This is a genomic window from Rahnella sp. BIGb0236 (assembly GCF_004364755.1).
GTDB classification, from domain to species: domain Bacteria; phylum Pseudomonadota; class Gammaproteobacteria; order Enterobacterales; family Enterobacteriaceae; genus Rahnella; species Rahnella victoriana.
Genome location: NZ_SOAO01000010.1, coordinates 134507 through 155871, shown reverse-complemented (window position 1 = coordinate 155871; position 21365 = coordinate 134507). Strand labels below are relative to the sequence as shown.

Sequence of the window (21365 nt, the reverse complement as noted above, 5' to 3'; positions counted from 1 at the left end):
GATGCTGAATCTTTGTTCTGTGATATAATCAGCGATTACATTCCCTCTGGCGGTCACGCCGGAAGGAGCGCCACGAACCCCTTCAGCGAATGTCAGGCCGATGTCAGAAACTCAACACGCAATGCCCCGGACCACCCCTTTTTCCGCTCAGCGTTTTTCCGTTGCGCCCATGCTCGACTGGACTGATCGTCACTGCCGCCATTTTCACCGGCTGATGACCGGTCAGACCCTGCTGTATACCGAAATGGTGACCACCGGTGCCATCATTCACGGCAAAGGGGATTATCTGGGCTTTGGCGATGAAGAACATCCGGTGTCCTTGCAGCTTGGCGGCAGCAATCCTGCCGATCTGGCGCATTGTGCGAAGCTGGCGGAAGAACGTGGCTATGACGAAATTAACCTGAATGTCGGTTGTCCGTCGGATCGCGTACAAAACGGCATGTTTGGTGCCTGTCTGATGGGGCAGGCATCGCTGGTTGCCGACTGCATTAAAGCGATGCGCGATGTGGTTTCCATTCCGGTCACGGTCAAAACCCGCATTGGTATCGACGATCAGGACAGTTACGAATTCCTCTGTGATTTCATCCGTCAGGTGTCTGAAAACGGCGGCTGCGATACCTTCATTATCCATGCGCGTAAAGCCTGGCTTTCCGGCCTCAGCCCGAAAGAGAACCGTGAAATCCCGCCGCTGGATTACCCGCGCGTGTATCAGCTTAAACGTGATTTCCCGCATCTGACGATGGCAATTAACGGCGGCATTAAGACGCTCGAAGAAGCCAAAACCCATCTGCAATATATGGATGGCGTGATGGTGGGGCGCGAGGCTTACCAGAATCCGGGCATGTTGCTGAATGTAGATCGCGAGCTGTTCGGTGCCGACACGCCGCTGAAAACCGGGCCGGACATTATCCGTGCGCTGTACCCGTATATTGAAGCAGAGCTGAGCAAAGGAACCTACCTCGGCCACATTACCCGCCACATTCTGGGACTGTTCCAGGGCGTGCCGGGCGCACGTCAGTTCCGTCGCCATCTCAGTGAGAATGCACATAAAGCCGGTGCAGGTATTGATGTGGTTGAACAGGCATTGCAGATGGTCGCTCAGCAGAAGGAAATGGCGGCGCAGGCCTGACCGCGATAAAAAGCCAGTGAGCAAAATCACTATCAGTTAGTCAGATTCACTATCTCTGCGCAGGCCGTTCGCGCCTGCGTATTATTTTTCTCTTATGATTCAGCGGATTAATTCTCCTTTCATACTGGCACGTTTCTTGTAATAGCCAAGATGTGTTTTGACATCATGTCTTATTACACATGGCTTATTAAGGAGCACCCGATGCTGGAAATTCTCTTCGTGCTTGGTTTTTTCTTTATGCTGATGCTCACCGGCATCTCTTTGCTGGGCATGATTGCGGCGCTGGTCGTGGCCTTTGCGCTGATGATGTTGGGTGGCTTTTTGGCAATTGTTATTAAAATGTTGCCGTGGCTGGTTTTGGCGGTGGTGGCCGTCTGGATTTACCGGGCATTTATCCGACCAGATGAACCAAAATATCGTCGCCGTCGTTTACCGTAATCACGACGATCAATAATTGGTTCGCGTAACCCACTGAAAATATGATGATTGCTGGCTGTCTTTTAAGCACAAAAAAATGTAACCGTTGCAGCGATAACTTTTGCTTATGTGCTAGCGATCACAAGCTGGGTCAGAATGTGCGGTAGAAACGCATAAATCATATTTTTTAACATGGGTGACTGTTAGGATGGAATTCATTGGCAGCCAGCAGGCTGTAAACCGAATTCATCAAGTCCGCTGAGGCACACAATAGTCGCTTAAGTGACATCGCCCTGTGGATTTACCCGGCAGTACCCTACAGCAGTACCCGTCTGAAATCAGAGGTCGTCTGAGTCAGACAGTAAGAAAGGCTTTCACAACTGTGAAAGCCTTTTTTGCATTAGCTCAGGGACACTTTTATGGGATGAGTAAACTTGAACCCTGTGTCACGCGGCTTTCCAGCGTTTCATGTGCGCGTTTTGCCTCTGCGAGCGGGAATTTCTGCGCGTCGCTGACATCGACTTTTATCGCACCGCTGGCAATCAGTGAAAACAGCTCGCTGCTGGCTTCCTCGAGTTCTTCACGGTTGGTCACGTAGCCATTGAGGGAAGGGCGGGTGACAAACAGGGAGCCTTTCTGATTGAGGATCGCCAGATCCACGCCTTTCACCGGGCCGGAAGCATTACCGAAACTGACCAGCAAACCACGGCGTTTCAGGCTGTTAAGCGATTTCTCGAAGGTATCTTTACCCACCGAGTCGTACACTACCCCAACTTTCTCGCCACCGGTCAGTTCCGCCACGCGGGTCGCGATATCTTCTTTCTGATAGTTGATGGTCTCCCAGGCGCCCGCCTGTTTGGCGCGCTCTGCCTTTTCGTCAGACCCGACGGTGCCAATCAGTTTTACACCCAGGGCTTTCGCCCACTGACAGGCAATCAGACCCACGCCACCGGCGGCGGCATGGAAAAGAATGGTTTCACCGGCCTGCACTTCATGGGTTTTACGCAGCAAATAATAAACCGTCAGCCCTTTCAGGAAGGAGGCGGCGGCCTGTTCAAAGCTGATGGCATCCGGCAGCAGGGCAATTTTTTCCTGCGGCACGTTATGAAATTCACTGTAAGCGCCGAGCGCGGATTGCGCATACACCACGCGGTCGCCCGGTTTGATGCCGGTCACGCCGCTGCCGACTTTGCTGACCACGCCTGCCGCTTCGGTGCCTAAACCCGCCGGGAAACTCGCCGGTGGGTACAAACCGCTGCGCACGTAAGTATCGATATAGTTGATGCCGATGGCTTTGTTCTCAACCTGAACCTCGCCAGCCTGCGGATCTTGTGGCTGATAATCAACATATTGCAGAACGTCAGGGGTGCCTGTTTCAGAAAACTGGATGCGCTTCGCCATGTTTTTTCCTCGTGATGGAGCCTGATTTCAACCCTAGGCTAAATGTCCGGGACAATCCAGATTTTCGGCACTAAGGGTTAATACCCTTTTGAAATGGTTTATACTGTCGCGCGAGTCAGGCTCCGATTTTTGGAAACCCGACGCTCATAAAACAGGCGCTTAGAGCAGGAATTAATCCACAGATGGCAGCAAAAAAACCGACCAATCAACAGAACGAAAACCGCGATCGCCAGATGGAAGGGTTGAAACTTCCGCCGCATTCGCTGGAAGCTGAACAATCCGTTCTGGGCGGGCTGATGCTGGACAACGAACGCTGGGATAACGTCGCCGAGCGCGTGGTCAGCAATGACTTCTTCAGCCGCCCGCATCGCCTGATTTTTACCGAAATGCAGCGTTTGCTGGAAATGAGCAAACCGATCGACCTGATCACGCTTTCTGAATCTCTGGAACAGAAAGGCGATCTGGACTCCGTCGGCGGTTTCGCCTATCTGGCAGAACTCTCGAAAAACACCCCAAGTGCGGCAAACATCGGTGCTTACGCAGACATCGTGCGTGAACGTGCCGTAGTGCGTGAAATGATTTCTGTCGCCAATGAAATTGCCGACGCGGGCTATGATCCGCAGGGTCGCAGCAGCGAAGACCTGCTGGACTTAGCCGAATCCCGCGTATTCCAGATTGCCGAAAGCCGCGCCAGTAAAGACGAAGGCCCGAAAAGCATCGACCGCATTCTGGAAAGCACCGTTTCCCGTATCGAAGAACTGTTCCAGCGCCCGCATGATGGCGTAACGGGCGTCTCGACCGGCTATGCCGACCTCGACAAGAAAACCGCCGGTCTGCAAAAATCTGACCTGATCATTGTCGCGGCGCGTCCGTCGATGGGTAAAACCACCTTTGCGATGAACCTCGCCGAAAATGCGGCGATGATGCAGGATAAACCGGTGTTAATCTTCAGTCTGGAGATGCCCGGCGATCAGATTATGATGCGTATGCTGGCGTCACTGTCCCGCGTCGACCAGACCAAAATCCGTACCGGTCAGCTTGATGATGAAGACTGGGCGCGTATCTCCAGCACCATGGGCATTCTGCTCGAAAAGCGGAACATGTATATCGATGACTCGTCCGGCCTGACGCCAACCGAAGTTCGTTCGCGCGCCCGACGCATCTTCCGTGAGCACGGCGGGCTGAGCCTGATCATGATCGACTACCTCCAGCTGATGCGCGTTCCGGCGCTGTCCGATAACCGTACGCTGGAAATCGCCGAAATCTCCCGCTCGCTGAAAGCACTGGCGAAAGAATTGCAGGTGCCGGTAGTGGCGCTGTCGCAGCTTAACCGAAGCCTGGAGCAACGTGCGGATAAACGCCCGGTCAACTCCGACTTACGTGAATCCGGCTCCATCGAGCAGGACGCCGACTTAATCATGTTCATCTATCGTGACGAGGTCTATCACGATAACAGTGAAGAAAAAGGCATCGCGCAAATCATCCTCGGTAAGCAACGTAACGGCCCCATCGGTACCGTGCGCCTGACCTTTAACGGTCAGTGGTCGCGGTTTGATAACTATGGCGGCCCGCAATACGACGAAGATTAGTGCGGAGCTAGCTTACTTGCCATTTTGAACCCGGGCAGTGCTCACTTTTTTTGGAAAGATTGGCTCACGTACTTTGTGTACGCTCCGGTTTTTCCGCGCTGGCCGAACGCAAACTGGCTGCGCCAATAACGGCCCTTTAGGCTGCTAAAACCTCAATAATTTCATGCAAAGGACTTAAAATGAAAGCGGCTACGGCTGTCATTGATCGCCGCGCTCTGCGACACAATCTGCAACGGGTGCGTCATCTGGCGCCACAAAGTCGTCTGGTTGCGGTAGTGAAAGCAAACGCTTATGGGCACGGTCTGCTGGAGACGGTGCACAGTTTGCAGGACGCCGATTATTACGGTGTCTCCCGGCTCAGCGAGGCGCTGTCGCTGCGTAAAGCCGGTGTGGTGAAACCCATCCTCCTGCTCGAAGGTTTTTTCTCCGCCAGCGAATTACCGCTGCTGGTCGAGCATCAGCTAGATACCGCCGTTCACAGCATTGAACAACTTGAGGCGCTGGAAAACGCGCAACTGGCCCGTCCGCTGAATGTCTGGCTGAAAATCGACACCGGTATGCACCGTTTGGGCGTGCATCCGGCACAGGCCGATGCTTTTTATCAGCGCCTGAGCGCCTGTAAAAATGCGGTTCAGCCGGTCAATATCATGAGTCATTTCTGCCGCGCCGATGAACCGCAAAGTGACGCCACGCCGAAACAGCTGAACTGCTTTAACGCCTTTGCGGCAGGCAAGCCGGGGCAAAAATCTATCGCCGCTTCCGGCGGGATTTTGCTGTGGCCGGAATCACATATGAATCTGGTTCGTCCGGGGATTATTTTGTACGGTGTCTCGCCGATGGAAACCGGTACCGCCCGCGATTTCGGGCTGCAACCGGCAATGACCCTGACCTCCAGCCTGATTGCCGTGCGTGAGCATTTCGCCGGCGATCCGGTGGGTTACGGCAGTACCTGGGTCAGTGACCGCGATACCCGTCTGGGTGTGGTGGCGATGGGGTATGGCGACGGTTATCCGCGCAGTGCGCCGAACGGCACCCCGGTTCTGGTGAATGGCCGCGAAGTGCCGGTGGCCGGACGCGTGTCGATGGACATGATCACGGTGGATTTAGGGCCGGACGCTACCGATAAGGTCGGTGATGAAGTGATTTTCTGGGGCGAAAAATTACCGGTTGAGCGCATCGCGCAGGCAACCGGTATCAGTGCTTATGAGCTGATCACACAACTCAGCGAGCGCGTTGCCCGCATTTATACTGGCGACTAAACCTTACTTCTTCACGCCCAGCCACTGGCTGACAATTTTCTGATAATCACCGGTGGCTTTACTCAGGTGCAGCCACTGGTCGACATACATCTTCCAGCTCACGTCATCACGCGGCAGCATGTATGCCTTCTCGCCATATTGCAGCGGCTTTTTCGGATTCACCGCGCAGAGTTTCGGATAGTGTTTCTGCTGATACAGCGCTTCCGACGCATCAGTGATCATCACGTCCGCTTTCTTATCCACCAGCTTCTGGAAAATGGTCACGTTATCGCTCAGCGTCAGCGTGCCTTTCGGCAGATGGCTGTGCACGAAGGCTTCGTTGGTGCCGCCCGCCGGTTCAATCAGACGCACGGAAGGGCGGTTCAGCTGTTCAACCGTCTGGTACTGACGCACGTTTTCGCAGCGTACCAGCGGGATTTTCCCGTCCTGATCCAGCACATTGGCAAACCAGGCTTTCTGCTGGCGTTTCAGCGTGACCGAAATGCCACCCATCGCGATATCACAATGTCCGGCACTCATTTCGTCCGGCAGTGTTTTCCAGGTGACCGGCACCCAGTTCACTTTCACATCCAGACTCGCCGCCAGCGATTCGGCCATGGCGATATCAATGCCTTCGTACTGGCCGTTTTCTTTCAAAAACGTATACGGCTTATAGTCGCCGGTGGTGCAGACATTCAGCGAGCCTTTCTGTAATACGCGCTCAAGATGGGAAGACGTGGGATCCGCTTTTGCGAAACCGGGTAAAGCAGACAGTAAGGCAAGAGAACAGAGGACTTTTTTCATTATTTTTTCCTTGCGGTATCAATGTGCGCAAGTATAAGAAAAAACAGCCGATAAGTAATTAACCGGTATAGTCTTTGCAATACAATTCCGACTCATAAAAATTAAAACGACAGGAAAACTGCTATGTACAGCGTTGATGATTACGACCTGAAAATTCTGACCCTATTACAAGCCAACGGAAGACTGACCAATCAGGAATTAAGCGAACTGGTGGGGCTGTCGGCCTCACAATGCTCACGCCGCCGGATTGGTCTGGAGCAGGCGCAGATGATCCTCGGCTACCATGCCCGTCTGGCACCGGAAGCGTTAGGGTTGGGAATGATCGGTTTAATCGAAGTCCGCCTTATCAACCACTTACCTGCGCAGGTCGATGCCTTTCACAGTATGCTGGGCGAAGTGGATGCCATTATTGATGCCTATAAAACCACCGGCGATGCCGATTATTTACTTAAAGTGGCAGTCAAAGATTTAGCGGGTTTAAGTGCGTTGATTAGCCAAATCCTGTCAGTGCATAAAAGTGTTGCCCATGTGAAAACATCCGTCGTCCTTAACCGGTTAAAAGAAAACGGCTTATTGACGCTGGTCTGAGATTATTAACCTTATATTTCCCGTGCACTATAACGGGGATTTATTTTGGTGCAAGCTCACCGTGATGGTGCATTATTTTGCATGAGTATGCGTATTCTGTGCATGTAAAGAATAATTAACGCGTCGCAAAATCTTATTTTCGATTTTTAATGCAAATTCCGTGCGCGAATATTGCCTTAATTCCCCATCTCATTAATTATCCGGAAAGGGTAATTACGCATGAATATTTCGGGAACTGGGGAATTATGGCAAGTGTAGAAGACATCAAACAACCGGTTGAGCAGCCGCGTATCGGGCATACGCTGATTGAAGATGCGCTGGCGATCATTATCGGTACGCTGATGGTCTCTTTTGGCGTGGTGATGTTACGGCAGGTCGGCGCGCTGACCGGCGGCACCGCAGGAATGGCATTTCTGGCGCATTACGTGACGCAGGTGTCATTCGGTACCGCCTTTTTTATCATTAACTTACCTTTCTATTATCTCTCTTTCCGCCGTATGGGGTTGCAGTTCACCCTGAAAACCTTTGCCGCCGTCGCTCTGGTGTCGGTCTTCTCGGACCTGCATCCGATGTTTGTCCATTTCGATCATCTTCAGCCGTTCTACGCCACGCTGTTTGCCAATGTGATGATGGGCATCGGCTTCATTGTGCTGTTCCGCCATAAAGCCAGCCTCGGCGGCGTGAACATTCTGGCGCTGTTTCTGCAGGACAAATACGGTATCCGCGCCGGTAAACTGCAAATGGGCGTGGACTGCTGCATCGTGCTGGCATCGCTGTTCGTCGTGAGTTACGAAATGCTGATTGCCTCGGTGCTGGGTGCGGTGATTGTGAATCTGATTATCGCGATGAATCACCGTCCGGGGCGCTACAGCGTCTGACGATAAGGATAAAAAATGGCGCAACGCGTTGACCGGCAACGTGTGCGCCCTTTTTTTATCTACCGTTTTATACCTGCCGTGACCGCAATTACGCGCCGAAACCGCCGTCAATGGTCAGGTTCGCGCCGGTGATGTAACCCGCTTCCGGGCCGGAAAGATAAGCCACGAAGCTGGCGATCTCGCTGTCTTTGCCGTAGCGGTTGAGCGCCATGTAAGAACGCATACCGTCAGCCATTTCGCCGTCTGCCGGGTTCATATCGGTATCAACCGGGCCGGGTTGCACGTTATTCACGGTAATGCCGCGCGGACCTAAATCCCGAGCCAGACCTTTGGTCAGGCCGACGATGGCGGATTTGCTCATGGCATACACCGCGCCGCCCTGGAACGGCATACGGTCGGCGTTGACACTGCCGATGGTAATAATACGGCCGCCGTCAGGCATATGGCGCGCCGCCTGCTGGCTGGCGACAAACACGCTGCGCACGTTGACGGCGATGGTGCGGTCAAAATCATCCATCGTCAGCGCATCGATTTCGCCGAATGCCAGCACACCGGCGTTATTCACCAGAATATCGATTTTACCGAATGCGTTTGCCGCGCTGTCGATGGCGGTACGCACGCTGGTTTCATCGGCGCTGTCGGCTTTGATTGCCAGTGCTTTACCGCCGCTGGCCTCAATGCTTTTCACCAGCGCCTGGGCTTTGTCATCGGAAGAGACGTAAGTGAAAGCCACGCTGGCACCTTCGCTGGCCAGACGCTGAACGATAGCCGCGCCGATGCCGCGTGAACCGCCCTGAACGAAAGCGGCTTTGTCTTGCAGTGAATGTTGAGTAGTCATAATCAGATGCTCCGGATAAGGATGTTAATCGGGTTGGTGAACCGAGTATTCACCTGATCCGTGCGGTGAACTAGCCGGTAATCGCTATAATCATTTCAAACTGATGGTTTGAAATCGGAGAGAACGCATGCTTGTTCATCTGGATTGCTTTGTGATCAGCGCCGATACCGGCAGCTTTTCTGCGGCGGCGCGGCAACTCGGGCTGACCTCGGCGGCAGTGGGTAAGAATGTCACGACGCTGGAAACGCAACTCGGCGTGCGCCTGTTTCAGCGTAGTACACGCAAGCTGATGCTGACGGAGGCCGGTGAGCGATTTTTGCAGGAAGTGCGCGGCGGCCTGACCACGGTAAAAATGGCGATGCAGGGGCTTTCGACGTCGACTGAACGTCCTTCCGGCACGCTGAAAGTCAGCATGGGCACCTTTTTTGGTATGCACTTTATTTTGCCGCTGCTGGCCGAATTTTTGGAACTCTATCCGGATATTCAGCCCGACTGGGAATTCGATAACCGCAAAATTGACCTGATCGGCGAGCGGTATGATGCGGCGATTGGCGGCGGTTTCGAGCTGCCGCAGGGCATTGTGGCGCGCGAACTGGCACCGGTGCACGCGGTGCTGGCGGCGTCACCGGCGTATCTGCGCCAGCATCCGCCGTTTCTCGAGCCGGACGACCTGACGCGCGGACACGGCATCCGTATCCGTTCGCCGCAAACCGGCCGGATACGCAATTACATGCTGCGCAATGCCGCCGGACAGCAATCGCCGGTGGGATTGCCGTTGCGGATGACGTTCAACGAACCCGAAGCCTGTTGCCGCGCGGCGGTCATGGGGCTGGGGATTGTGATGGGCAATATGCCGGATTTGCTGCCTTCGCTGGAGAGCGGCGATCTGGTGCGGGTTTTGCCCGACTGGTATGCGGAAGCTGGCGGTATTTTTCTGTATTTTCCGACACATAAACTGCTTCCGGCGAAGACACGGGTCTTTGTCGATTTTATTATCGGGAAGTTTCGTGAGCACCAGATTGCGCGGCGTATTGATGCCCGGCTTTTTGTGCAAAAACCCGCCGTAAAATGACAACATAGTTGTCATCTTTTTTAACGAACTTTGATAGTCTGTGAAACAGTTGCGATGCGCCGGGCTGCCGGACGTGGATCGCAGCGCCACTCAACCAAACCAAGGAGATGTATACCGTGTTCCAACATGTCGATGCCTATGCCGGTGACCCGATTTTGTCGCTGATGGAAAGCTTCAAGACCGATCCGAGACAAGATAAGGTAAACCTGAGCATCGGTCTTTATTACGACGAGCAGGGTATTATTCCGCAACTGGCTGCGGTGGAAAATGCAGAGCAACAGCTGAACGCCGGGCCACAGGCCGCGTCAGTATATCTGCCAATGGAAGGTCTGCCGGCGTACCGCGCAGGCATTCAGGAACTGCTGTTTGGTGCGGATCATCCGGCATTGAAACAACAGCGTATCGCGACCATTCAGACCGTCGGCGGTTCCGGCGCACTGAAAGTCGGTGCGGATTTCCTCAAGTTTTACTTCCCGAATTCAGACGTTTACGTGAGCGACCCGACCTGGGAAAACCACGTGGCGATCTTTGGTGGCGCGGGCTTTAAAGTCCATACCTATCCGTACTTTGATCCGCAAACGCTGGGTGTGAATTTCACCGCGATGACTGAACGCCTGAAAACCTTACCGGCGCAAAGCATCGTGCTGCTGCACCCGTGCTGCCATAACCCGACCGGTTCTGACCTCACGCCAGCGCAGTGGGATCAGGTGATTGAAATTACCAAACAGCGCGAGCTGATCCCGTTCCTCGACATCGCCTATCAGGGCTTTGGCGCGGGCATCGACGACGACGCTTACGCCATCCGCGCGATGGCCGCTGCGGGCGTCAACTGCTTCGTCAGTAACTCCTTCTCGAAAATCTTCTCCCTGTACGGCGAACGTGTCGGCGGCCTGTCTGTGGTCTGTGAAGACAGCGATGCGGCGGGACGTGTACTGGGTCAGCTGAAAGCCACCGTGCGCCGCAACTACTCCAGCCCGCCGAACTTCGGGGCGAAAGTGGTGGCGAAAGTCCTGAGCGACAGCGCGCTGAATGCCCAGTGGAAAGCGGAAGTGGAGAAGATGCGCACCCGTATTCTGGAAATGCGTCACACGCTGGTCGACAGCCTGAAAACCGCCTTGCCGGGCCGTGATTTTGACTACCTGCTGCAACAGCGCGGGATGTTCAGCTACACCGGTTTCAGCGAAGCGCAGGTTGTCCGTCTGCGTGAGGAATTCGGTGTTTACCTGATCCTCAGCGGCCGCGTCTGTATGGCAGGTCTGAATCACCACAATGTGAAACAGGTGGCTGAAGCTTTCGCCGCCGTCCAGTAAATCCCCGCCATACTTCGGGCTACGGATGCGTTGGTTGCGTTCACTCACCCCGGTCACAGGGTACGTCCCTGCTCCCGGGGCTTCCTGAACTTACCGCCTTCCCGTAACCCAAATTATTCAGGGGATTGGATGTGTATAAGGCTGACAGAAATGTCGGCTTTTTTTTATTCCGATGCGCTGACTTTAATCACTTCGACCTGATGGTTTTTCAGCACCTTGAGCAATCCGGCGGGCGGAAGTTCGTCGGTGAACAGCGCCGTGGCCTGCGAGACGTTGCCGATTTCCACCGCTGCCGAGGCATGATATTTGGTGTGATCGGCCGCCAGCAGAATATGGCGTGAATGCGCCATCATGGTTTTCACTACGCTGGCCTCGTTGACGTCAAATTCCAGCAGGGCGCCGTCACCTTCAATCGCGCCGACGCTGGTCACCAGATAATCGGCACGGAATCCGGCGACAAACGCCGTGGCCGCCGGGCCGATAATCCCGCCGTTGTGCGGGCGCAACGTGCCGCCGGGCACCATCACTTCAAAGCGCGGATTCTTATACAAAATATGCGCGACGCGCAGACAGTTAGTGATAATCCGCAACCGGTTGTGATTGAGCAGCGAGTGCGCCACCTGCTCGACGGTGGTGCCGATGGTGATAAATACCGTCGAACCGTCGGGAATGTAATCAGCAATGGCTTCCGCAATGGCTTTTTTCTCTTCCGTCCAGGATATCTCGCGCTGCTCAAAGGCAGTATTGACCACGCTTGAGGCACGTCCCGCGCCGCCGTGATGGCGGGTGATCAGCCCCTGATCGCTGAGCTTGCGGATATCGCGGCGGGCGGTTTGGGTCGATACATCCAGCAGCGCCGCCAGTTCTTCAATGTTCATATAACCGCGTTCGGCAATCAGCCCGAGCAATTGATCGTGACGCGGATTGCCGGTCAGTTCAGTAAGACTCATGGATACATCCTTTAAAATGAGCGTATGAGTCGTATTCTATACAGAAAGTGACAAAAAAGACCGGGTCTGATCACAGTCAGGGATCCCCGCACGGCCACCCGGCTGTGTGCATTTCAGTGCGGCCACCCCGCTGGCAAAACGCACGGCTTCGCCGGAAGAGGCGCCCTGCGCCAGACTGACCGCCAGCGCACCGTGAAAAACATCCCCCGCGCCGGTGGTATCCACCACCCTGACGGCAAAACCCGGCTGATGATGCAGGCTGTCATTTTCCAGCCACAGACAACCTTGCCCGCCTTGTGTGACATACACCTGACCTTTTGTGAGCGTTTGGGCTTTGACTAACGCAGAACCGGCATCTGCTTCGCCGGTCAGCCGTTGCAAGCCGGGGGCAGAGAATGCGCTGTGATCGCTTAACGTCACCAGACCGGCGATATCCTGCGGCGTCACATCGGCATCCAGCACGGTGAGCACACCGGCCTGACGCGCCAGCGTAAACGCCTGTTTCGCGCCGTCGTGCCAGCGCACATCCGCCAGCACCACATCCCATTGCGAAAAGTCGAGCGCCTGCAACCAGGTCGCGGAAACGGGCAAGTCCGGGCTGGGATAATTGATGATGATCCGCTCCCCGTGCTGATCCACCAGGATGGCGGATTGTGACGAACGGGCCTGCTCAACGCGGCGGACATAGCGGGTGTTTACCCCCAGGGATTCCAGCTCCGCGAGCAGCCGGTTGCCGGTATCGTCATCGCCCACGCGGCCAATAAAGTCCACCTGCGCGCCCAGTTTAGCCGCCGCCACCGCTGCCGTGGCCGCCGGGCCGCCACCCACTTCATGATATTTTTCAGCGACATATTTCCCTCCTTCCGCAGGTAATTCATTCACGTAATAAATCCGGTCCATTACGGCGATCCCGACACAGGCAATGCGAATCATGGCTATTCCTTAAGCGTGTTTTGATGAGGTTATTTTAATTCAGCGAATTGTTAAAAAAGTGATGGCTGTCAATTTTTTGACCTGAAATTACAAATACGATCAAAAAACGACAAACAAAGACACCGCTGATTATCAAAAAGTGACATGGCTGATCAGCGCAAAGGAGAGACGCATGGCAAATGTGGCATTTATAGGGCTGGGGCAAATGGGCGCGCCGATGGCCGCCAATCTGATTAAACAGGGACACCGCCTCAGCGTGTTCGATGTCAATCCGCAGGCGGTGGCAGCACTGGGGCGGCAGGGCGCAACAGGCAGCAGGAGCGCGGCAGAGGCGGCGGAGGGCGCAGAATTTGTCATCACCATGCTGCCCAACGGTGATCTGGTGCGCGATGTGCTTTTTGGCCGCGACGGCATTTGCGAAACCCTGAGTCCGTCTGCGCTGGTGATCGACATGTCGACCATTCACCCGTTGCAGACCGACACGCTGATCGCACAGATGCACGAAAAAGGGTTCAGCCTGATGGACGTGCCGGTGGGCAGAACCTCGGATCACGCCGTCGCGGGGACCTTATTGCTGCTGGCTGGCGGTACGCAGGAACAGGTTGAGCGTGCCACGCCGGTGCTGATGGCGATGGGATCAGAGCTGATCAATGCGGGCGGGCCGGGCAAAGGCATCCGCGTCAAACTGATCAATAACTACATGAGCATCGCGCTGAATGCGCTCTCCGCCGAAGCCGCCGTGCTGTGCGAAGCGCTGGATCTCTCTTTCGATGTGGCGTTGCAGGTGATGAGCGGAACCCCTGCCGGAAAAGGCCACTTCACGACTTCATGGCCGAACAAAGTGCTGAAAGGCGATCTGTCACCGGCCTTCATGATTGACCTCGCCCATAAAGATCTCGGTATCGCGCTGGACGTCGCCAACCAGCTGCATGTGCCGATGCCGCTCGGTGCGGCTTCCCGCGAAGTGTACAACCAGGCGCGCGCCGCCGGGCGCGGGCGTCAGGACTGGACCGCCATTCTCGAGCAGGTGCGCACCAGCGCCGGTCTGCCTCAGAAAACACATCCGTAACGCATTAACCAAGGAAAGTTGCATGACTCACTACAGCCTTAACGATATCACCCGTCCTTCCGGCGGCTTCGCCATGCTGGCGGTCGATCAGCGGGAAGCGATGCGCTTAATGTTCATGGCCGCAGGCGCAAAAGCCCCGGTCACCGATCAGGTGCTGACCGATTTTAAAGTCAATGCGGCGCGGATTTTATCGCCGTACGCTTCCGGGATTCTGGTCGATCAGCAGTTCTGTTACCGCCAGATTGTTGAGCAACAGGCCATCGCGAAAAGCTGCGCGATGATTGTCGCGGCAGACGAATTTATTCCGGGCAACGGCATTCCGGTGGACAGCGTGGTGATCGACAACAATGTCGATCCGCAGCAGGTCAGGGAAAACGGCGGCAAGGCGCTGAAATTGCTGGTGCTGTGGCGCAGCGATGAAGATCCGCAACAGCGCCTGGAGATGGTGAAAGCCTTCAATCAACGCTGCCATGCGCACGGCTTGCTGAGCATTATCGAGCCGGTGGTCAGGCCGCCGCGTCGTGGCGACAAATTTAACCGCGAACAGGCGATTATCGATGCCGCAAAAGAACTCGGCGACAGCGGCGCTGACCTTTATAAAGTCGAAATGCCGCTCAGCGGGCGCGGCACGCAGGCCGAACTGCTGCGCGCCTCGCAACACCTCAATGAACATATTCATATGCCTTGGGTGATCCTCTCTTCCGGCGTCGATGAAAAACTCTTCCCGCGCGCGGTCAGCGTCGCCATGACGGCGGGCGCGTCCGGTTTCCTCGCAGGCCGTGCGGTCTGGTCATCCGTGGTCGGTTTACCCGATACCGGACTGATGCTCAGGGACATTTCCGCGCCGAAATTGCAGCGTCTGGGTGAAATCGTGGACGAAATGATGGCGCGCCGCCGCTAACGAAAGGAGTGGAAAATGAAATGGTTTAACACGATGAGCCACCACCGCTGGCTGGAGCAGGAAACCGACCGGATTTTCGATTTTGGTAAACATGCCGCCGTGCCCACCGGCTTCGGCTGGCTGGGCAATAACGGACAGGTGCGGGCCGATATGGGCACCCATTTGTGGATCACCGCCCGCATGTTGCACGTCTATTCCGTTGCCGCAGGCATGGGCCGTCCCGGTGCCTATTCGCTGGTCGATCACGGCATCCGCGCGCTCAACGGTGCGCTGGCGGATAAACAGCACGGCGGCTGGTACGCCTGCGTAAACGATGAAGGCGTGGTGGATGCCTCAAAACAAGGTTATCAGCATTTCTTCGTCCTGCTGGGCGCGGCCAGTGCGGTCACCACCGGCCATCCCGACGCCAGAGCATTGCTCGATCAGGCCATCGGTGTGATCGAAAAATACTTCTGGAGTGAAGACGAACAGATGTGTCTCGAGTCGTGGGATGAAGCGTTCAGCGAAACCGAAGCCTATCGCGGCGGTAACGCCAATATGCACGCGGTCGAAGCCTTCCTGATCGTTTACGACGTCACGCACGAGCGCAAATGGCTGGATCGCGCACTGAGAATTGCCTCGGTGATCATTCATGACGTCGCCCGCCGGGGTGAGTATCGCGTTAATGAACATTTCGATACGCAGTGGAACCCGATCCGCGATTACAACAAAGACAATCCGGCGCACCGTTTCCGCGCTTACGGCGGCACGCCCGGCCACTGGATCGAATGGGGCCGCCTGATGCTGCATCTTCATGCCGCGCTGGAAGCCCGTTTTGAAACGCCGCCAGCCTGGCTGCTGGAAGATGCCAAAGGGCTGTTCCACGCCACGATCCGCGATGCCTGGGCACCAGACGGCGCAGACGGCTTTGTTTATTCCGTTGACTGGGAAGGGCAGCCTATTGTGCGCGAACGGGTGCGCTGGCCCATTGTCGAGGCGATGGGCACCGCGTATGCGTTGCACTGCCTGACCGGCGAAGCGCAATACGAAAGCTGGTATCAGACATGGTGGGAATACTGCGTCAAATACCTGATGGACTATGAAAATGGCTCGTGGTGGCAGGAGCTGGATACCGACAACAAAGTCACCACCAAAGTCTGGGATGGCAAACAGGATATTTATCATCTTCTGCACTGTCTGGTGATCCCGCGCCTGCCGCTGGCGCCGGGGCTGGCACCCGCCGTGGCCGCCGGTCTGCTGGACATCAATGCAAAATAAACATCACGGAGACCATCATGAGTACCCTACAAAATAAAAATACTCAGATTGAATTTATCGCCGGTAATAATGAATTTTCGCTGATTTATCAGCAGCGCCTGATTTTACGTCATACCGCGCAAGCGCCCTGTTTATGGATTGGCGGCGGCGAGGCGGATATCGAGATGTTCCGTGGCAATTTCAGCATTAAAGATCGCCTGAATGAAAAGGTGGCCCTGACCGAGGTAAAAATTACCGCGCAGCCGGCGGGATGGGATTTGCATTTCAGCCGGGGCGACAGCCTCAGCGCTTCGCTTGTGATCACCACGGATGACAGCGGGCGTTTACAGCTTAACCTGCAAAACGACGACTGCGCGCATAACCGCATCTGGCTGCGGCTGGCGGCACAGCCAGAAGATCATATTTACGGCTGCGGCGAACAATTTTCCTACTTTGATTTGCGCGGCAAACCCTTCCCGCTGTGGACCAGCGAACAGGGCGTCGGCCGCAACAAACAGACCTATGTCACCTGGCAGGCCGACTGCAAAGAGAACGCAGGCGGCGACTATTACTGGACGTTCTTCCCGCAACCCACTTTTGTCAGCACGCAGAAGGTTTACTGTCACGTTGAAAACAGCGGCTATATGAATTTCGATTTCAGTGCGCCGGATTATCACGAACTGGCTTTCTGGGAAGACAACGCCACGCTGCGTTTTGAATGCGCCGACAGCTATATCAGCCTGCTGGAAAAACTCACCGCATTGTTAGGCCGCCAGCCCGAATTGCCGGACTGGGTGTACGACGGCGTGACGCTGGGCATTCAGGGGGGCACGGACGTCTGCCAGCAAAAACTCGACGCCATGCGTGACGGCGGCGTGAAGGTCAACGGCCTCTGGGCGCAGGACTGGTCAGGTATCCGCATGACCTCGTTTGGCAAACGCGTGATGTGGAACTGGAAATGGAACCGCGAACTGTATCCGCAACTCGATGAGCGTATCGCGCAGTGGAAAGAAGAGGGCGTGCAGTTTCTTTCTTACATCAATCCGTACGTCGCCAGCGATCGTGACTTATGCGCAGAGGCATCCGAACACGGCTATCTGACTAAAGACGCCCGTGGCGAGGATTACCACGTCGAGTTCGGTGAGTTTTACGCAGGCGTGGTCGATCTGACTCATCCCGCGGCCTATGAGTGGTTTAAAGACGTCATCAAGAAGAACCTGATTGAGCTGGGTTGTGGCGGCTGGATGGCCGATTTTGGCGAATATCTGCCTACTGATACTTTCCTGCATAACGGCGTCAGCGCGGAAATTATGCACAACGCCTGGCCCGCCCTGTGGGCGAAGTGCAATTACGAAGCCTTGCAGGAAACCGGCAAACTCGGCGAGGTGCTGTTCTTTATGCGCGCCGGATACACCGGCAGCCAGAAGTATTCGACCATGATGTGGGCGGGCGATCAGAACGTTGACTGGAGCCTGGATGACGGGCTGGCCTCGGTGATCCCGGCGGCGTTGTCGCTGGCGATGAGCGGCCACGGCCTGCATCACAGCGACATTGGCGGTTACACCACGCTGTTCGACATGAAACGCAGCAAAGAATTGCTGCTGCGCTGGTGCGATTTCAGCGCCTTCACGCCGATGATGCGCACCCACGAAGGCAACCGTCCGGGCGATAACTGGCAGTTTGACGGCGACGCGGAAACCATCGCGCATTTCGCCCGCATGACCGGCGTGTTTACCCATCTCAAGCCGTATATCCGTCAGGCCGTCAGGCAAAACAGCCAGAGCGGTTTGCCGGTGATGCGCCCGTTATTCCTGCATTACGAAGACGATGCCCGCACTTACACGCTGAAATACCAGTACCTGTTTGGTCGTGATCTGCTGGTGGCACCGGTGCATGAAGAAGGGCGCAGCGAGTGGTCGCTGTATCTGCCGCAGGATACGTGGATCAACGCCTGGACCGGAGAAACCCGGCACGGCGGCGATGTCACCGTGGCCGCGCCGTTGGGTAAACCGCCGGTCTTTTATCGTGCAGACAGCGAGTGGGCAGCGTTGTTCGGCGAATTACGTCACCTCTGATAAGGCTCAGCGGCCGGGGTTGAATCATCAGCCCCGGCAGATGAAGGAGAATAATAATGAGTCAGCCAACACCGGAAAACCCCGCGACCCTGCGCCTGCCTTTCAGGGAAAAACTGGCCTACGGCATGGGGGATTTAGGCTCCAATATCCTGCTCGATATCGGCACGCTGTATCTGCTGAAATTTTACACCGACGTGCTCGGCCTGCCGGGGACTTACGGCGGCATTATCTTTTTGATCGCCAAATTCTTTACCGCGTTTACCGATATGGGCACCGGCATCATGCTGGATTCTCGCCGTAAAATCGGGCCGAAAGGGAAGTTTCGCCCGTTCGTGTTATACGCCGCGTTTCCGGTGACGTTGCTGGCTGTCGCCAATTTCGTCGGCACGCCGCTGGAGATCACCGGTAAAACCGTGGTGGCAACGCTGCTCTTCATGCTGTATGGATTATTTTTCAGCATGATGAATTGTTCCTATGGCGCGATGGTGCCTGCCATCACTAAAAATCCGGACGAACGCGCCTCACTGGCGGCATGGCGTCAGGGCGGAGCCACGCTGGGGCTGCTGTTGTGTACCGTCGGGTTTGTGCCGGTAATGAACCTGCTGGAAGGCAGTGCGCAGCGCAGTTATATTTTTGCCGCGACGCTGTTCTCGCTGGTGGGCTTGCTGTTTATGTGGTTGTGTTATGCCGGGGTGAAAGAGCGTTATGTCGACGCGCAGCCCGCCAGTCACACGCAAAAACCGGGGTTGTTGCAGTTATTCCGGGCGATTGCCGGTAACCGTCCGCTGTTCATTCTGTGCATCGCCAATCTCTGCACGCTGGGGGCGTTCAACGTCAAACTGGCGATTCAGGTGTATTACACGCAGTACGTGCTCAACGATCCGATCCTGCTCTCCTACATGGGCTTTTTCAGCATGGGATGCATTTTCATCGGCGTGTTCCTGATGCCCGCTGCCGTGCGGCGGTTCGGCAAGAAAAAAGTCTATATCGGCGGTCTGGCGCTGTGGATTGTCGGCGACATCCTCAACTACTTCTACGGCAGCGGCTCGGTCAGTTTTGTGGCGTTCTCCTGTCTGGCGTTCTTCGGCTCGGCGTTCGTCAACAGCCTGAACTGGGCGCTGGTCTCCGACACGGTGGAATACGGTGAATGGCGCACCGGCGTGCGTTCGGAAGGCACGGTCTACACCGGTTTTACCTTCTTCCGCAAAGTCTCGCAGGCGCTGGCGGGTTTCTTCCCCGGCCTGATGCTGACGCAAATCGGCTATGTGCCTAACGTCGTGCAGTCGGCGGGCACGCAGGAAGGGCTGCGCCAGCTGATCTTCATCTATCCCTGCGCGCTGGCAGCGATCACCATCGTGGCGATGGGCTGCTTCTATAACCTCAATGAGAAAATGTACGTACGCATCGTGGCCGAAATCGAGCAGCGCAAGCAGACGGCATAAGGCATTCACTGTGAGGATCGATTATGAAAGAGTGTCATCACCCTGATCCGCTGACGTTGCGTGAGAAGTGCGCCTATGGAATGGGCGATTTTGGCTCGAACCTGATGTTGTGTATCGGCACGCTGTATCTGCTGAAATTTTATACCGATGAACTGGGGATGCCGGCGTTTTATGGCGGCATCATCTTTCTGGTGGCGAAATTTTTCACCGCCTTCACCGATATGCTGACCGGCGTGTTACTCGATTCACGCCGCCGTATTGGCGCGCGGGGCAAGTTCAGGCCGTTTATTCTCTATGCCTCGGTGCCGGTCGGGCTGGTGGCGACCGCGCAGTTTATGGCGAATGATTTTGGCCTGCCGGTGAAGACGGCGCTCGCCACCGTACTGTTTATGCTGTTCGGCCTGTTCTACAGCCTGATGAACTGTTCGTACGGTGCGATGGTGCCCGCCATCACCAAAAATCCGCACGAACGGGCACAGCTGGCAGCCTGGCGGCAGGGCGGCGCGACCCTCGGGTTGCTGCTCTGTACCGTCGGGTTTATGCCGGTGCAGGCATTGCTCGGCGCTTCCCCGTCGGTGGGGTATTTCTCCGCCGCGCTGATTTTCGCCACCTGCGGCATTTTGTGTATGGGCTGGTGCTATCGCGGCGTGCGGGAACGTTACGTTGAACTCACGCCTGCGGGGCATAAATCCGGCATTCTGCGGTCGTTCCGCGCCATATTTCGCAATCCGCCGTTGCTGGTGTTGTGCCTCGCCAACCTGTGTACGCTGGCGGCGTTTAACATCAAACTGGCGATCCAGGTGTATTACACGCAGTACGTCCTCAACGATATTCATCTGCTGTCGTGGATGGGTTTTTTCAGCATGGGCTGCATTCTGGTCGGCGTTTTTCTGGTGCCGGGCTGCGTGAAACGGTTTGGTAAAAAACAGGTGTATCTGGGCGGATTACTGCTGTGGGCGACCGGCGATATCTTTAATTTCCTGTGGGGAAACAGCTCGCTGAGTTTTGTGCTGTTCTCCTGCATGGCGTTCTTTGGCACCGCCTTTGTCAACAGCCTGAACTGGGCGCTGGTGCCGGATACCGTCGATTACGGCGAATGGAAAACCGGCATCCGCGCCGAAGGCTCGGTGTATACCGGTTACACCTTTTCGCGAAAAATCTCCGCCGCGCTCGCCGGTTTTCTGCCCGGCATCATGCTGACCCAGATCGGGTATATCCCGAATGCGGTACAAAGCAGCGCGACTTTACTCGGCTTGCGCCAGCTGATCTTTATCTGGCCCTGCTTACTGGCGATCAGCGCGGCGATCATCATGGGCGTATTTTACAAACTCAATGAAGCACGCTTTGCCAAAATCATTGAAGAAATCGGTGCGCGTAAGAAAGGAGACATTCCCCGTCCTGTCATTGAGAAAGAAAAGACTTCTGTGTTAAGCCTGTAAATCGTTCAGGTTTGCTATGGTTAACCGAGGGCACTTTCGTGCCACGTAGCTTTCAC

General features: G+C 55.6%; 19 protein-coding genes. 14 read left to right on the top strand and 5 right to left on the bottom strand.

Annotated elements, in window-relative coordinates; genetic code table 11:
* The first annotated feature begins 121 nt into the window (after positions 1-121).
* Positions 122-1129 carry a tRNA dihydrouridine(20/20a) synthase DusA gene (dusA, locus tag EDF78_RS18915; RefSeq protein ID WP_133823660.1) on the top strand — a complete coding sequence of 336 codons (1008 nt, stop codon included), beginning with the start codon at positions 122-124 and terminating at the stop codon, positions 1127-1129.
* A 201-nt stretch (positions 1130-1330) separates the two neighbouring features.
* Positions 1331-1567, top strand: a complete 237-nt coding sequence (gene pspG, locus EDF78_RS18910) for an envelope stress response protein PspG (protein ID WP_095924325.1) — start codon at positions 1331-1333, stop codon at positions 1565-1567.
* Positions 1568-1963: 396 nt separating this feature from the next.
* Here pspG and EDF78_RS18905 read toward each other — a convergent pair whose 3' ends face one another.
* Positions 1964-2947, bottom strand: coding sequence for a quinone oxidoreductase (locus EDF78_RS18905; protein WP_095924326.1), 984 nt, complete (start codon positions 2945-2947; stop codon positions 1964-1966).
* 182 nt (positions 2948-3129) lie between these two features.
* On the opposite strand from EDF78_RS18905, the gene dnaB reads away from it, so the two are divergent.
* Complete coding sequence (gene dnaB, locus EDF78_RS18900) at positions 3130-4536, top strand: replicative DNA helicase (protein ID WP_013577363.1); 1407 nt, start codon at positions 3130-3132, stop codon at positions 4534-4536.
* Between the two features lie 179 nt (positions 4537-4715).
* Positions 4716-5795 carry an alanine racemase gene (gene alr / locus EDF78_RS18895; protein ID WP_095924327.1) on the top strand — a complete coding sequence of 360 codons (1080 nt, stop codon included), beginning with the start codon at positions 4716-4718 and terminating at the stop codon, positions 5793-5795.
* Positions 5796-5798: 3 nt separating this feature from the next.
* Here alr and EDF78_RS18890 read toward each other — a convergent pair whose 3' ends face one another.
* Positions 5799-6578 carry a transporter substrate-binding domain-containing protein gene (locus EDF78_RS18890; protein ID WP_095924328.1) on the bottom strand — a complete coding sequence of 260 codons (780 nt, stop codon included), beginning with the start codon at positions 6576-6578 and terminating at the stop codon, positions 5799-5801.
* A 123-nt stretch (positions 6579-6701) separates the two neighbouring features.
* Between EDF78_RS18890 and EDF78_RS18885 the strand changes: the two genes are divergently transcribed.
* Together EDF78_RS18885 and EDF78_RS18880 are read left to right on the top strand one after the other, a co-directional pair.
* Positions 6702-7166: an Lrp/AsnC family transcriptional regulator gene (locus tag EDF78_RS18885; protein ID WP_131694005.1), complete on the top strand. Its 465-nt coding sequence runs from the start codon at positions 6702-6704 to the stop codon at positions 7164-7166.
* Between the two features lie 245 nt (positions 7167-7411).
* Positions 7412-8044: a YitT family protein gene (locus EDF78_RS18880; RefSeq protein ID WP_133823659.1), complete on the top strand. Its 633-nt coding sequence runs from the start codon at positions 7412-7414 to the stop codon at positions 8042-8044.
* Positions 8045-8132: 88 nt separating this feature from the next.
* Here the strand turns inward: EDF78_RS18880 and EDF78_RS18875 are convergent, their stop codons facing one another.
* Positions 8133-8882 (bottom strand): 3-oxoacyl-ACP reductase family protein, encoded by a 750-nt coding sequence (locus tag EDF78_RS18875; RefSeq protein ID WP_119823717.1) that lies wholly within the window; start codon positions 8880-8882, stop codon positions 8133-8135.
* A 127-nt stretch (positions 8883-9009) separates the two neighbouring features.
* On the opposite strand from EDF78_RS18875, the gene EDF78_RS18870 reads away from it, so the two are divergent.
* Both EDF78_RS18870 and EDF78_RS18865 read left to right on the top strand, forming a co-directional pair.
* Positions 9010-9954, top strand: a complete 945-nt coding sequence (locus tag EDF78_RS18870) for a LysR family transcriptional regulator (RefSeq protein ID WP_133823658.1) — start codon at positions 9010-9012, stop codon at positions 9952-9954.
* A gap of 116 nt (positions 9955-10070) precedes the next feature.
* Positions 10071-11264 carry an amino acid aminotransferase gene (locus tag EDF78_RS18865; protein ID WP_095925259.1) on the top strand — a complete coding sequence of 398 codons (1194 nt, stop codon included), beginning with the start codon at positions 10071-10073 and terminating at the stop codon, positions 11262-11264.
* Positions 11265-11428: 164 nt separating this feature from the next.
* Here the strand turns inward: EDF78_RS18865 and EDF78_RS18860 are convergent, their stop codons facing one another.
* Positions 11429-12214 carry a DeoR/GlpR family DNA-binding transcription regulator gene (locus tag EDF78_RS18860; protein ID WP_095924333.1) on the bottom strand — a complete coding sequence of 262 codons (786 nt, stop codon included), beginning with the start codon at positions 12212-12214 and terminating at the stop codon, positions 11429-11431.
* A 36-nt stretch (positions 12215-12250) separates the two neighbouring features.
* Positions 12251-13147: a sugar kinase gene (locus EDF78_RS18855; protein WP_119823715.1), complete on the bottom strand. Its 897-nt coding sequence runs from the start codon at positions 13145-13147 to the stop codon at positions 12251-12253.
* Positions 13148-13319: 172 nt separating this feature from the next.
* Here EDF78_RS18855 and yihU point away from each other — a divergent pair, with 172 nt between their 5' ends.
* Genes yihU through EDF78_RS18825 form a run of 6 tightly spaced genes read left to right on the top strand, consistent with a single transcriptional unit; the run spans position 13320 to position 21309 of the window.
* The gene (gene yihU / locus EDF78_RS18850) at positions 13320-14216 is read left to right on the top strand and encodes a sulfolactaldehyde 3-reductase (RefSeq protein ID WP_133823657.1); all 897 of its coding nucleotides are present in this window, start codon (positions 13320-13322) and stop codon (positions 14214-14216) included.
* Between the two features lie 22 nt (positions 14217-14238).
* Entirely contained in the window at positions 14239-15117 is an 879-nt protein-coding gene (gene yihT / locus EDF78_RS18845; RefSeq protein ID WP_133823656.1) for a sulfofructosephosphate aldolase, read from the top strand.
* Between the two features lie 15 nt (positions 15118-15132).
* Positions 15133-16374: a sulfoquinovose isomerase gene (yihS, locus tag EDF78_RS18840; RefSeq protein WP_133823655.1), complete on the top strand. Its 1242-nt coding sequence runs from the start codon at positions 15133-15135 to the stop codon at positions 16372-16374.
* Positions 16375-16391: 17 nt separating this feature from the next.
* Complete coding sequence (locus tag EDF78_RS18835) at positions 16392-18428, top strand: alpha-glucosidase (RefSeq protein ID WP_133823654.1); 2037 nt, start codon at positions 16392-16394, stop codon at positions 18426-18428.
* Between the two features lie 56 nt (positions 18429-18484).
* A complete protein-coding gene (locus EDF78_RS18830) occupies positions 18485-19870 on the top strand; it encodes an MFS transporter (RefSeq protein WP_133823653.1) in 1386 nt (461 codons plus the stop codon).
* A 23-nt stretch (positions 19871-19893) separates the two neighbouring features.
* Positions 19894-21309 (top strand): MFS transporter, encoded by a 1416-nt coding sequence (locus tag EDF78_RS18825; protein WP_095924340.1) that lies wholly within the window; start codon positions 19894-19896, stop codon positions 21307-21309.
* Positions 21310-21365: the final 56 nt, after the last annotated feature.